18 protein-coding genes are annotated in these 13829 nt (G+C 26.1%); all 18 read left to right on the forward strand.

The features are described 5' to 3' along the window. The first annotated feature begins 90 nt into the window (after positions 1 to 90). The 18 genes from rpsF to rplA all read left to right on the forward strand — a co-directional run bounded on the left by rpsF (position 91) and on the right by rplA (position 13813). Complete coding sequence (rpsF, locus tag SFLOR_RS00110) at positions 91 to 558, forward strand: 30S ribosomal protein S6 (RefSeq protein WP_100916080.1); 468 nt, start codon at positions 91 to 93, stop codon at positions 556 to 558. Positions 559 to 579: 21 nt separating this feature from the next. Further along, a complete protein-coding gene (locus tag SFLOR_RS00115; RefSeq protein WP_100916081.1) occupies positions 580 to 1026 on the forward strand; it encodes a single-stranded DNA-binding protein in 447 nt (148 codons plus the stop codon). Between the two features lie 18 nt (positions 1027 to 1044). Beyond that, entirely contained in the window at positions 1045 to 1266 is a 222-nt protein-coding gene (gene rpsR / locus SFLOR_RS00120) for a 30S ribosomal protein S18 (protein ID WP_100916082.1), read from the forward strand. A 62-nt stretch (positions 1267 to 1328) separates the two neighbouring features. Further along, positions 1329 to 1775 carry a 50S ribosomal protein L9 gene (rplI, locus tag SFLOR_RS00125; protein WP_100916083.1) on the forward strand — a complete coding sequence of 149 codons (447 nt, stop codon included), beginning with the start codon at positions 1329 to 1331 and terminating at the stop codon, positions 1773 to 1775. Continuing rightward, positions 1775 to 3121 carry a replicative DNA helicase gene (dnaB, locus tag SFLOR_RS00130; protein WP_100916084.1) on the forward strand — a complete coding sequence of 449 codons (1347 nt, stop codon included), beginning with the start codon at positions 1775 to 1777 and terminating at the stop codon, positions 3119 to 3121. The genes rplI and dnaB overlap by 1 nt, the downstream gene beginning before the upstream one ends. Before the next feature lie 58 nt (positions 3122 to 3179). Then, positions 3180 to 4517 (forward strand): hypothetical protein, encoded by a 1338-nt coding sequence (locus SFLOR_RS00135; protein ID WP_100916085.1) that lies wholly within the window; start codon positions 3180 to 3182, stop codon positions 4515 to 4517. A gap of 42 nt (positions 4518 to 4559) precedes the next feature. Beyond that, complete coding sequence (locus SFLOR_RS00140; RefSeq protein ID WP_100916086.1) at positions 4560 to 6419, forward strand: hypothetical protein; 1860 nt, start codon at positions 4560 to 4562, stop codon at positions 6417 to 6419. 19 nt (positions 6420 to 6438) lie between these two features. Then, on the forward strand, positions 6439 to 7098 hold the full coding sequence (locus SFLOR_RS00145; protein WP_425443401.1) for a uracil-DNA glycosylase: 660 nt from the start codon (positions 6439 to 6441) through the stop codon (positions 7096 to 7098). Positions 7099 to 7109: 11 nt separating this feature from the next. Next, positions 7110 to 8015, forward strand: a complete 906-nt coding sequence (locus SFLOR_RS00150) for a hypothetical protein (RefSeq protein WP_100916088.1) — start codon at positions 7110 to 7112, stop codon at positions 8013 to 8015. 15 nt (positions 8016 to 8030) lie between these two features. Beyond that, a complete protein-coding gene (gene cysS / locus SFLOR_RS00155) occupies positions 8031 to 9362 on the forward strand; it encodes a cysteine--tRNA ligase (protein WP_100916089.1) in 1332 nt (443 codons plus the stop codon). Beyond that, a complete protein-coding gene (gene rlmB / locus SFLOR_RS00160; protein ID WP_100916090.1) occupies positions 9362 to 10081 on the forward strand; it encodes a 23S rRNA (guanosine(2251)-2'-O)-methyltransferase RlmB in 720 nt (239 codons plus the stop codon). Before cysS ends, rlmB begins: the two co-directional genes overlap by 1 nt. Before the next feature lie 22 nt (positions 10082 to 10103). After that, positions 10104 to 10718 (forward strand): hypothetical protein, encoded by a 615-nt coding sequence (locus SFLOR_RS00165; protein WP_100916091.1) that lies wholly within the window; start codon positions 10104 to 10106, stop codon positions 10716 to 10718. Between the two features lie 27 nt (positions 10719 to 10745). Further along, entirely contained in the window at positions 10746 to 10907 is a 162-nt protein-coding gene (gene rpmG, locus SFLOR_RS00170; RefSeq protein WP_100916092.1) for a 50S ribosomal protein L33, read from the forward strand. 1 nt (position 10908) lies between these two features. Further along, positions 10909 to 11319 (forward strand): preprotein translocase subunit SecE, encoded by a 411-nt coding sequence (secE, locus tag SFLOR_RS00175; RefSeq protein ID WP_100916093.1) that lies wholly within the window; start codon positions 10909 to 10911, stop codon positions 11317 to 11319. Between the two features lie 12 nt (positions 11320 to 11331). Continuing rightward, positions 11332 to 11961, forward strand: coding sequence for a transcription termination/antitermination protein NusG (nusG, locus tag SFLOR_RS00180; protein ID WP_245858720.1), 630 nt, complete (start codon positions 11332 to 11334; stop codon positions 11959 to 11961). Positions 11962 to 12051: 90 nt separating this feature from the next. Continuing rightward, positions 12052 to 12564, forward strand: coding sequence for a peptidylprolyl isomerase (locus tag SFLOR_RS00185; RefSeq protein ID WP_100916095.1), 513 nt, complete (start codon positions 12052 to 12054; stop codon positions 12562 to 12564). A 125-nt stretch (positions 12565 to 12689) separates the two neighbouring features. Continuing rightward, positions 12690 to 13127: a 50S ribosomal protein L11 gene (gene rplK, locus SFLOR_RS00190; protein WP_100916096.1), complete on the forward strand. Its 438-nt coding sequence runs from the start codon at positions 12690 to 12692 to the stop codon at positions 13125 to 13127. After that, entirely contained in the window at positions 13127 to 13813 is a 687-nt protein-coding gene (rplA, locus tag SFLOR_RS00195) for a 50S ribosomal protein L1 (protein ID WP_100916097.1), read from the forward strand. Before rplK ends, rplA begins: the two co-directional genes overlap by 1 nt. Positions 13814 to 13829: the final 16 nt, after the last annotated feature.

A 13829-nucleotide genomic window follows, 5' to 3' on the forward strand; every position in this document is an offset into this window, starting at 1 on the left:
TTACTTTTACTATATAATAAATAAGCGAGTTAATTTTTTAATTAACTCCTTGCCTTTAAATAGGCCAAAAGACCATAAGGAGATAGAAATATGATTAGAAAATACGAAGTAATGTACATTATCGATCAAGATACAACAGATGTAAAAGCTGTTCAAAAAAAATTACATGATGTTCTTATTGCTAATGGTGGAAAAATATTAGAATCAGAAGACTGAGGACTAAAAGATTTCGCTTATTTAATTAAGAAAAAAAGAAAAGGTTATTACTCAGTGGTAATTGTTGAAACTGATTCAGCAAATATTAATGAATTTGAACGTATATCAAGAATTGATAAAAATGTTGTTAGGTATCAAGTAATTAACACAGAAAATGAAAAAAAATACATTCAATCAACAAAATTATCTAAAACAGATATGTCAAAATTTAAAGAAGAGAAAAAACCTTCAAGAGGATTCGATAAAAGAATGCCAAGAAGAGAAGATAATAATTCAGAAGAAACAAAATCAACTACTTTTAAAAAGCCAGCAGCTAAAAAAGTTGAAGAAAAAGAAGCTTAATAGCTTCAAGGGAGAAGTCAAATGAATTCAGTAAACCTAATTGGAAGAATAACAAAAGATCCAGAATTAAGAAGTTCATCAAATAGTAAATCATTTGTTGCATTTACATTAGCTGTAAATGAATTTTCTGGAGGGAATCAATTTACACAATTTATTCCTTGTTTTGCTTGAGAAAAAACTGCAGAAAATCTTGCAAAATTTGTTAAAAAAGGTGCTCAAATTTCTGTAGAGGGAGCAATTAATGTTAGACAAGAAAATAATAATGGACAATTTTCACAAATTGTTACAGTTAGAGCTAACAGAATTGAATTTTTGGGTGGTACTGGAAATAATCAAACAATGACAAACAATTCATTTGATTCAACTCAACCAAAACAATCAACTCAGGGGCCATCAAATAACTTTGATTTTGATTTAATAGATGATGCAAAACCAAATGATGATGATTCAATTTTATGAGAAGACTAATATAGGAGGAAAAAAATAATGAAAAAATTTGTAAGAAGAAAAAAAGTTAATTTTTTTGCTAAAAATAAAATAGATTATATTGATTATAAAGATGTAGATTTATTGAAAAAATTTATTTCAGCTAATGGACAAATCTTGCCAAAAAGAATTACTGGTACATCTCCAAAACATCAAAGAATGTTAGCTGTAGCAATTAAAAGAGCAAGAAGCATGGGATTATTACCTTTTGTAATTCAATAATAAATTATTCAAACACCAACAAGGTGTTTTTTTATTTGTTATAATTATAAAGGTGAAAAAAAATGAAAGTAATTCTATTAGCTGATGTAAAAAATTATGGTAAAAAAGATGAAGTAGTAAATGTATCTGATGGATATGGAGCAAATTATTTAATTCCAAAGGGTTTAGCAATTCTTGCAACAAAAGATGATCTAAGTCATTTAAATGTTAGAAAAAGAAAAGAAGAAGAATTAACTAATGAAAGAAAAGAAGAAATAAATTCTTTAAAAGAAAAAATTGAATCAATAACTTTAAATTTTAAAATAAAAACAATGAATAATAAACCATTTGGATCAGTTTCTCTTTCACAAATTACAGATAGATTAAAAAAGGAATTTTCAGTTGATATAGATAAAAGAAAATTTGAAAAGCATGAAAATATTAATAAATTGGGTTTATTTTATTTAAAAATTAAACTTGAGTTTAAAATAATAGCAACTTTAAAAGTATTCGTAGAAGGTACAGAATAATGAATGATAATTTAGATTTAAATACTGTTTTAATAGATTCAGAAAAAGCAATACTAGCAATTGCTATGCACTCACCAAAAGCAAGTTTTGATATTTTAACTCAACTTAACTCTGAAGATTTTAGTTTAGAAAAACATCAAATAATTTTTGAAGCTATAAATGAGGTTTCTCAAAATAGTCAAAATATTACTATTACAAAACTTGCCGAATTTTTAGAAGATAAAAAAACTCTAGAAAAAATTGGAGGAGTTTCTTATTTATCTGATGTTTCAGGTTATTTCTATACAGATGAAGGATTTGAAGATTATGTTGAAATAGTTTTTAAAAACTCAATAGGAAGACAATTAGATAGAGCTTTAATACACATTAAGCAATTAAGAGATAGTAAATCTCCAATTGATGAGGTTTTTGTAATTGCTCAACAAAAAATTTTAAATATTAAAACTGATATCAAAAAAGATGATGCAACTGCTGTAAAAGAAACTATTGTTGATGTTATTAAAAAAATTGAAGCATTAGAAAAAAATGGTGGACTTGTTAATGGGGTACCATCAGGATTTTCAGATTTGGATCAAATTACAAATGGTTGACAAAAAGGGGATTTTATAATTTTAGCTGCACGTCCTTCAATGGGGAAAACTGCATTTGCACTTAATTTAGCAGTTAATGCTGCTGAAAGACAAAAAGGGGTTGCTTTTTTCTCATTAGAAATGCCAAAAGAGCAATTAGTTCAACGTATTTTAAGTTCTGTTTCAGGAATAGATTCAAGTTCACTTAGAAATGCGCAAGGATTAACAACAGAAAAATGAACTAGAATTACAGCAGGTGGAGAACAAATCAAAAATATGAATATTGTTATTGATGACACTCCAGGAATTAATGTTTTACAATTACAGTCAAAATTAAGAAAAATGAAAAGAGACTTTGGCGTAGAAATTTGTTTTATTGATTACTTGCAATTAATATCATCAATGACAAACAGATTTGATAGTAGACAAAATGAAGTGGCAGCTATTTCTAGACATTTAAAAAAAATTGCACGTGAATTAAATATGCCAATAGTTTGTCTTTCACAACTATCACGTAGTGTTGAAAAAAGAGAAGAAAAAACACCATTAATGTCTGACTTAAGAGATTCAGGAGCAATTGAGCAAGATGCAGATATTATTATTTTCTTATATAGAGATGCGTATTACAAAACAAAAGAATATAGTGTAGCAAGTGATGATCCCACTGATGAAACAGATATTATTATTTCAAAGCATCGTAATGGAGCAACAGGACTTGTAAAAGTTAATTTCCTTAGAAGTTATGGTAAATTTATAGATCAGTCAAAAAATTCTTAGGGTTTTTTGATATTTTAATGTAGAATAAAGAATAGAGATTTTTAAAAGAGGTTATATTATGAAGAAATTATTTTCAGTTTTAGGAGCATTTGCTATTGTCACAACAAGTATTTCAGTTGTAACTTCATGTTCAATAGCAACAACTAATATTGAAGTATTAGTAGATGGAAATAATAATTTTAAAATTGGTGATGATAAAGTAGGTATAGAAAAAGTTTTAGGAAATAAAACTGTTCTTTCAGTTTTAGGATATCAAATTCTTGATGCTATTTCATTTACTGAAAGTAAATATCAAAATCAAGAAAAACTAGAAAAACAAAAAAGTGTTTTGGGAGCAAAAGGACAAGCTTTATCCTTAGATAATTTAAAAAAAGAAAATCCTAATTCATTAGGTATTGAGTTTAAAGGCGATATAGCAAAGTTTTCAAATGCTTATGATTCGCCTACAGATTCTAGATTCACTCAATTGGATTTTAAATTAGGTATTAATCATGAAATAGCAAAAAATCAAATATGAACTTCTGATAAAGTAACTACTTTTACTGCTAATAAAGCAAAAGTTTTAACAACTGAAATAAATTATGTTGATAATAAAGCTAGCAGTATTGAAAAAATAAGTGCAAATGAAAAAACATTGCAAGACTATTTTGATCTTACTTGAGAAAATAAATTAAACGATAAAGAATTAAATGATAAATATAAAACTTATGGATTCTACTCAATGGAAAATGACCATGCAAATTCACTATATGATGAAATTTCACGTTCTAATAACCAATCAGATAAAGATACATTTATTAAATATTTATCAAAAGAAGAATTTAGAATTTTACATACACAATTAAGAACTAAAAAAGAAGCTTTAAAAAATGGTATTGTTATGCCTGGAAAATTTGATAATAATTTCAATAATCAAGATGATACTAAACTTGAGGATGTTATTAAAGGTGGAAGTCACGATATCTCTACAGGAAGTACATTTTTTAGAGCAGAAGATAAAAAAACTTTACAATCACAAGTTGTTGGAGGTTCAAATAATAAGCAAAGAACTTTTGTTTATGGAAAAAGTGACTCAAATGCTCCTTTAGAAATTGATTTTACTTTTGTTATACCTGCTAGTAAAGCAGATGGAACTTCAGAAGAAAAATATAATATTAATTTAAAATTAAATAATATTGTAGTTAGTTATCAATTAACTGGAGTAGTTTTAGATAAGGGAAAAGAAGAAGATAAAAAAAGAACTGATAAAGCTATATATTGATATGAACCAGTATTTTATCAATTTACAACACAAGAAATGTTTAAAGTTAATTCAAGTAATAAAAATGATGATGGGACTAAGGATGTTTTTAAAGACTTGAATGGGGCAACAATTAATATTACTAAAAAACAATAATAAATATGAGATAATTATTTAAGGAAAAAAGGGGCGTTTCTTATGAATTATTACATTAAATTTGAAAATAATTTTTACAATGTAATTGATGTTAATACAGGTCAAATGATTGCATCTTTCATTAGTGATATAGAAGCTAATGAATTTGTTCAATCACTTTTTGACATGTCAAATGATTCATATGGATTAGGAAAAACTAATCCTTTTAACCCTTACAATAATATTAATTATCAAAGTTTGACTCCTAAAATGGGGCCACCTTTAGGACCTTTGCAAAATCAATTTGATTTTGGACAGCAACCACAACCTTGAATCGCTAATCCTCCTTTGCAAAATCAACCTCAAACTCCTAGTTCACAAAATGGGGGACAAACAACAGTTTTTAATAATTATTGACAAGCACCAAGTCCACAAAACTCTTTTGTACAAACAAGTCCTTCTTTACCAAATCCTTTAAATCAAAATCAATATTTTGATCAACAAAACACTAATCAAATAAGAGTTCCTAACAACGGGAATCAAATGTATCAAAATCAAAATTCTTATCCATTGGAAAACCAGTATGATATGAATTTAAATAATCCAAATTTAACAAATAATTTAAATTTACAAAAAAATAAAATTAATGAAAATGTTTCATTAGATAATAACAGGAATTTCTTAAATTCTGGTCAAACCAATTTTAATCCACCAGAATCTCACTCTGGTGGGGATTTTACAAGAAATTCATTTGATAATACAAATAATTTAAGCTCTAATTCAGGTCAGGGTCAGAATCAAAGATTAAATGAAAACTTATCAAACTCTAAAAATTTATATCAAGAATCTTTTAATGGTCAAAACTTATCTGTTAATGGTAATCAAAAACAAAAAATGTATGAGCAAAATAATTCTAATCAAATTAATTCTGTTGAACCAGATTTACATTTAACTAATAGTTCAAATGAAAACTTATCAAATAATTTAGCTCATAATCAAATGTTGAATGAAAATCAAAAAATGTATGAGCAAAATAATTCTAATCAAATTAATTCTGTTGAATCAGATTTACATTTAAATAATAGTTCAAATGAAAGCTTATCAAATAATTTAGATTCTAATTTAGCTCATAATCAAATGTTGAATGAAAATCAAAAAGGATATGAGCAAAATAATTCTAATCAAAATAATTTTGTTCAACCAAATTCACAACTGCATAAGGATTTGAATAAAGATTCATACAATGAAAATCATTCTTTAAACTCTGATAATAAAATAAACTCATCAGAATTTCAAAATAAAGATCAGATTATTAATAATCAAAATAATCGCTTATTTGAAGAGTCTAGAAATAGTGAAATTGAAATTGTTGAAAAAAACATTTTTGAAGAAGTTGAAAATGATTTCAAATTTGATTTTAATGATAATACACTTTCAGTTGACTCTAGTTTATTTGAAGAAGATAAAATGGGAGCAATAATTTATGTATCTAAAAACTTCATTAATAACACTGATGATGACAGTTTAGGTGAGGTTGCAGCTTATCAAGATATAAAACATATCCCTAGAAATGAAAGACAAACAGAAGAAGTAAAAGAACAAAAGATTCATTATAGTGAACCATTAGTATCAGATTTAGAATATGATGATTTTGAAGATTCTATTGAAGAAATTGAAAATAAAGAAAAAACTATTTCAGAAATATATGAAAACGATTTAGTTTCTGACACTTATTTATCTCCAAAAAGAGATGTAGATGTTATTGATTTGGGACCAATTAATGAATATGATGAAGTATATTCAACTCCAAGAAAAGATACGGAGAATGATGATTTAGAAAATATCATTTTATCTAAAAAAGAAAAAAATATATTGAAAAAGGCTAGAAAACTAGAAAAACGATCTAGAAAAAAAGAAAAGTAGTATTAAAGTAATGAATATGATAGAACAATTACCAAAAGAATGGATAGAATTATTTTTACAAGATAATATTTATAATGAAATTGAAGTAGTTCTTAAAAAAATTGAAAATTTCGAGAATATATACCCTTTAAAAGAAGATATTTTCAAAGTATTTAAATTAATTAAACCAAAAGATATTAAAGTAATAATAATTGGTCAAGATCCATATCATGGTCCAAATCAAGCTAATGGTATTGCATTTAGTGTTTCAAATAATGTTAAAACACCTCCAAGTTTAAAAAATATATTTAAAGAGCTTAAAAGTGATTTAAATATTGATCATTTTAAAAACAATGATTTATCGAATTGAGTAAGTCAAGGAGTATTTTTAATTAATTCGTGTTTAACAGTAGAAAAAGGAAATCCAAACTCACACAAAGATCTAGGTTGAGATAAAATAATTCTAAAAATATTGAATAAAATAAATGAAATTAATAAGGATATTATTTATTGTTTGTGGGGAAATTATGCAAAAAAACTATATAATAGTCTTGTATATAAAGATGAAAGAAAAATTATTTATTCTCCACATCCATCACCATTTAGTTTTAAAAAAGGTTTTGAAGACAGTAAACCATTTTCAAAAATAAACTTAATGCTAAAAAATATTAATAAAAAAATAATTAACTGAGAAAATTAAGGAGCAAAAGCATGAATAATATTAGTAAGTGGTTGCTTGAAGGAAATAATATGGCCTATGCTATGGCAGGGTTTATAGGTTTCTTTATAATTCTATATTTCTTGTATAATGCTATGTCTTTTTGAATTTTAAAAGAAAGATATCATGGAATTAGATTTACAACTAAAAATATTGCTTATATAACTATGTTTACAGCTATTAATGTTAGTGTAACTGTTGTGATTTCCTTGACTGTTCCAATTACGGTTTTTCCTCCAATTAGAATTGCTTTTGAAGGAGTAATGGTTAAAATAACTGGGTTTATTTTTGGACCAATAATTGGAGTTTTAGTTGCTTTAATTACAGAAGTATTAGTTATGATTTTTGTTCCATCATTTATTCACCCAGCATTTATAATTGTAATTATTTGTTATGGATTTATTGCAGGTATTGGTTCAAGTTTTTTAAGACTTGGAAAAGGTTATAATTGAGTACCAGTTCTTTTAATTAATTTATTCTTAATTGTATTTGCTGCATTTATGGTTTTTATTATTGATGCGTATCCAGATGATCAAAAAATAAGTGTATTAAGTTTCCAAGTTGACAAAGATACTTATAAATGAATTTTTTTAGGTTCAATTATTGCATGTCTAGGAATATTTTGAATAATTTATTCAGTGTTATTATTTAAGGGCCAAAGGAAGATTTTACATGTATTACTTCCTGTTATTTTATTTGCAACCGCGTCAGAGTATCTCGTAACAGCAGTAATTTCTGCTTGAGGAGATGCAGGATTCTTAGGAATACCTTCTGAGGGTGGATATACAGCTATGTTTATTGGTAGACTTGTTCAAGCACCTTTAAAAATTATATTTAATTCGGCTGTTTTATTCTTAACATATAAAGCTGTGGCACCATTAATCAAAAGAGATAGATAATGGAGGACTTTTTAAATGAAACTATATGATTCATTAACAAGTGATTTTAAGGAAATAGATTTATCCAAAGTTCGTATTTATACTTGTGGACCAACAGTTTATGATTATATTCACATTGGTAATGCAAGACCTTTAATTTTAACTGATATTATAGTTAGATATTTAGAAAGTATGGAAATAAAATATAAATACCTTTTAAATATCACAGATATTGATGACAAAATTATTAATAAAGCTTTAGAAAAAAAAATTAGTGAAGATGAATATGCTAAAAAATTTACAAAAGCATTTTTAGAGGATATAGATTCTTTAAATATAAAAAGACCATCATCAGTTATTCCTATATCTACAAAAATAAATGAAATTTTATCTTTTATTTATGATTTAGTAGATAAGGATTATGCATATGAGATCTCAGGAAATGTTTATTTTGATATAAGCAAATGAGAAAATGAATATGGTGCTCTTTCCAATCAAAATATTAAAAATTTAAATATTGGAGAAAGAATAGAAAAAGATGAAAATAAAAAAAATCCTCAGGATTTTATTTTGTGAAAAAAAACTAAAGTAGGTAAAAAGTGATTATCTAAATGAGGTTTGGGAAGACCTGGATGACATACTGAGTGTGCACTTTTGATTGATGATTTCTTTAAAACATCAATTGATATTCATATTGGTGGAATTGATTTAAAATTTCCACATCATGAAAATGAAAGAATTCAGTATATGGCTAAGAACTCAAGAGAGATTTCAGACGTTTGATTGCACAATGGTCATTTATCATTGGAAAATATTAAAATGTCAAAATCTCTTAAAAATACTATTTTAGTTAGAGATTATGTAAAGGAATATGGAAGTAACTCGTTGAGATTCATATTTTTAAACTCTAATTATAAGCAACCTTTAAATATTACTAAAGAATTAATTAAACATTCAAGAGAGTGATTATTGAAAATAGAATCTATGCTTAAAACAGTTAATTGATCAACAAAAGTTGGAGAGATAATTTTAACAAATAATACTCCAATAGATGATGATTTTAATTCGTATAAATATATCACGAAGTTTAGAGAAATTCTCAAAGATGACTTAAATACTCCTTTAGCAATCTCTTTAATTGATGAAATGAGTAAAAGTATTAACAAACAGATTAAAACTAGAATGTTAGATCGTACTTATTCAAAATTAATAGACATACTAAAAATTCTTGGTTTTTCTTTTAATATTAAAAATTTATCAGATAAAGATATTGAAAAAATCAAAAAATGAAGAGAAATGATACACAAAAAGAATTTTCAAAAAGCTGATAGATTAAGAAATGAACTTAAGCAGGAGAATATTATTTAATGAAGAACTATATTTATGGTAAAAATGCAGTTGAAAATACTATTAAAAATTTTAGTTATGAAATAAAACAAGTATTTATTTTAAAAGGTCATTCATTTGATCCAGATGTTTATAGTTTAATAAAAAAAAATAAAATTGAGTGAAAATCTTTAGAGAAACAAGAATTTAATCTATTAATAAAAGAAGGTGTAAATCATCAAGGTTTAATAGCACAAGTTAGAGATTTTAAATATTTAGAAATGAAAGATTTTTATAATGACTCTAAATTAAATCAAACAGTTCTTATTTTAGATAAAATACAAGATCCACAAAATTTTGGTTCGATAATTAGAACAGCAAGTTTATTTGGAGTAGATGCAATTATAATTCAAGAAACTAATCAAGTTCAAGTAACACCTGCAGTTATGAAAGCATCTGCAGGAACAATATATAATGTACCAATTATTAAAGTTAGTAATTTGAAATCTGCAATAAGCAATTTAAAAGATAGGGGATTTTGGATATACAGTTCTTATTTAGGAGAAAAAAGTATATCTATAAAAGATGTTGATTTTGACAAAAAATCAGTAGTTATTATAGGGAATGAGGGCAAAGGAATTGGAAATAAAATCTTGGAGTTATCAGATTTTATGTTTCAAATAGATACTAACAATGTAATTGATTCATTAAATGTTTCAGTAGCAACAGGAATTATTCTTTTTAAACTATTTAATAGGTAAAATATTGAAAGGAAAAAAGAAAATGAAGACTATAATTGCTGAAATTATAAAAAGCGAATTTCAAAATGAAGTTACACCAGATGTATTAGTGCATCTTCAAAGATCTACAATAAAAATTATAAACACAGAAGATCAGAAAATTAGCTATTTAAGATTAGATAAAGAAGATTTAATTACTAATGTTTATCTTGCACTTAAAGAAGTTAAACAAAAGTATGATGTTGATAAAAAGGTTCCATTGGTAGCCTATGCTAATTTTATTATTAAACGAAGAATACTAGACTATGCAAAATTTTTAAGAAGAGATAAAAGAAAGTTAACCCTTAAAATGATTAACTCTTATAGAAGTAATCTGACAGAGGATGGGCAAACTTTTTTGGAGCGAGATATAGATCGCTATTCTTATGAAAACGAAAGAGAAAACAATCAAATAAAAGCAATAAGAGAACTTGTAATACATTTCTTAGAAAACGAAGCAACTGAGCTAGAAGCAAAAATTATTAAAATGTTGTATAAGGGTTTTTCTCAAAAAGAGATAATAGAAACTCTTAAAATTAAGAGGAAAGATTTTTTACAATGTAAAGAAAAGTTAAAAAAAGTTTTTAACTATTTTAATAAAGATATATCTAATATATAATATCTATGAAAAGAAAAGAGTGTTTTTATGCCCACAAAATCCAATAAAAAGGTTATACTTGTTTGTAGTGAATGTTTATCAAGAAATTATACAATTCAAAAAAGTACAATTTCTCAAAGAGAAAGATTACAAATTAAAAAGCACTGTATAACATGTAATGCGCATGTACTTCATAAGGAGACAAGATAGAATGTCTAAGAATAATGATATCAAAGAGCAAAAAGCTCAAGAAAAACTAAAAAAAATTCAAGAGAAACAAGCTCAAAAGCAAAACAAGAAATTAAATAAACAAAATAAAAAAGAAGAATTTAATAAGCTTTTTAATGAGTTTCAAGGGCATGATGGAACTCAAGAGGGTAAACTTAAAGCTGCAAAAAAGAAAAAAATTAAAAAAGAGAAAAGCAAAATTGATTATAAATTAGCATTTAAAGAGGCACCAATTAAGTTTCTTAAAGAAGTTAATAAAATACAATGATCTTCAAGAAAAAATTTGGGAACTAAATTTTTGTGAGTTATAATATTTATTGCTATCTTTGGTGTGTTCTTTTTCTGTGTGGATTGAGCTTTCCAAGCTTTATTTGAAGTTATGAAAATTATTTAAAAGGAGATTATCATGGAACAAAATTTATTTGAATTAGAAGATGAACTAGCCTCATATAAAGGTCAATGATTCGTTATTAACTGTAATAGTGGTCATGAAGATAGAGTAAGAGGAGACTTACTTCAAAAAATTGAAACTTCAGGTTTAGAAGATAGAATATTCAATATTAGAATTTCAAAAGCACCTGTAATGGGAAAAAATAATAAAATTAATGAAAAAAACAAGTTTCCTGGATATTTATTTATTAATATGAATATGACAGATGAAACTTGATTTATAGTTAGAAATACTCCTGGGGTTACAGGATTTATTGGTTCTTCTGGTAAAGGTGCCAAACCCTTACCATTAACTATTGAAGAAGTTTCAAGAATGCTTGAGCAAAGTGAAAATCAACAATCAAAAAATGATAAAACTTCAAAAGGTAATGCAAATCAACCTAAAAAAGAAAAAGTTTTATTTACAGCTAATTATGACACAAAAGATGTAGTTCTTGTTAAAGATGGTCCTTTTGCAGGTACAGAAGGTCAAGTTATGGAAATGGATTTTGAAAAAGGAATTGCAATAGTTAATATTGAATTATTTGGAAGAATTACTCCAACAGAATTTGAATTTTCAAATTTAGAAAAAGCATATAAAAACTAATTTTTTATATTAAATTAAACTTTGTAGATATTTTTAGGATTTACAAAGTTCTTTTTTTTCTTGTATTATTACTTATAAAGGAGATAAATTATGAAAACTATTGCAATTGAAATTATTTTAGAAGATGAAAGAAAGATGAGAGCTGATTTATATCCAGAATTAGCTCCTATTTCAGTTCAAAACTTTGTTAATCTAATTAAAAAAAATTATTATAATGGATTAATATTTCATAGAGTAATTAAAGGCTTTATGATTCAAGGTGGAGGAATGTTTTCTGATCTTAGTGAGAAAGAAACTTTAGAACCAATTAAGGGTGAATTCTCAATTAATGGTTGAAATAAAAATACATCAACTTTGTCACATGTTCCTGGGGTTTTATCAATGGCAAGAACAAATGTCATGGATAGTGCAACTAGTCAATTTTTTATTGTTACAGGAGAGGCTAAATTTTTAGATGGGCAATATGCATCTTTTGGTAAACTTTCAGATGAAGAAAGTTTAAAAGTTGCTCTTTCAATTGAAAATGTAAAAACAGCTATTAAAGATTTTTATGAAGATGTGCCAATAGATCCGATCATTATAAAAACTATTAATCTTATTTAATATAAGATTTTTTTTATTTTAAAAATATGTTATTATTAATTATGGCAGATTTTAATTGTGGAAGTATGATAAACAAATGTTTATGATTACGTTAGGACCACAGCGAAAACAGGGAGGTGTTGTTCGTGGCAAAAAGAATCACACGTATAGCAAAATTAGAATTTATGGCAATGCAAGCAAAACCTGGTGCAGAATTAGCTTCATTAGGAATTAACATGCCTCAATTCACACAACAATTTAATGACGCCACTAAAGATAGAGCAGGAGAGGTAGTGCCTGTAGTTATTACAGCTTATGACGATAAATCATTTGATTTCGTTTTAAAAACTACTCCAGCAGCATTTATGCTTAAAAAAGCAGCAGGTATTCAAAAAGGATCATCTAAATCAGGAACTGAAGTAGTTGCAACTATTACAGCTGATGAAGTGAAAAAAATAGCTGAATATAAAATGCCTGATTTAAATGCAAATACAATTGAAGCAGCTATGAGAATTATTGAAGGATCAGCAAGAAATATGGGTATTAAAGTTACTGGAATGCCAGAAAAAGAAGGTCAAAAATAATGGCAAAATTAAGTAAAAAATTAAAAGTTGCTAATGAAAAAGTTGACAAAACAAAATTATACCCAATTGCAGAAGCTATAAAATTAGCAAAAGAAACTTCAATTACAAAATTCGATTCAACTGTAGAAATAGCTTTCAATTTAAATGTAGATCCAAGACATGCAGATCAACAAATTAGAGGAGCAATCGTAATGCCTGGAGGAACTGGAAAAACTCAAAGAGTTTTAGTTCTAACAAAAACTAAAGTAAAAGAAGCTGAGGAAGCAAAAGCAGACTTTATTGGAGCAGAAGATTTAATCCAAAAAATTGCAAAAGAAAACTGATTTGATTTTGACGTTATTGTTGCAACTCCAGAAATGATGGCAGAATTAGGAAAAATTGGTAAAGTTTTAGGACCAAAAGGATTAATGCCTAACCCAAAAACTGGAACAGTTACAATGGATGTAGCAAAAGCTTTAGATGAAATTAAAAAAGGTAAAGTTGAATACAGAACTGACAAAGAAGGAAATGTTCATTCAATTCTAGGAAAAGTATCATTTAAAGAAGATAACTTAATGAAAAATTATTCAGCTCTTCTAGATGTAATTAGAAAAGCAAAACCAGCAGCAGTTAAAGGTACATATATTAAAAATATATCTGTATCAACAACTATGGGTCCTGGAATAAAAGTTTTAATTGAAAACTAATTTTAAATCTCACATA

This window comes from Spiroplasma floricola 23-6, assembly GCF_002813555.1.
Lineage (GTDB): Bacteria > Bacillota_I > Bacilli_A > Mycoplasmatales > Mycoplasmataceae > Spiroplasma_A > Spiroplasma_A floricola.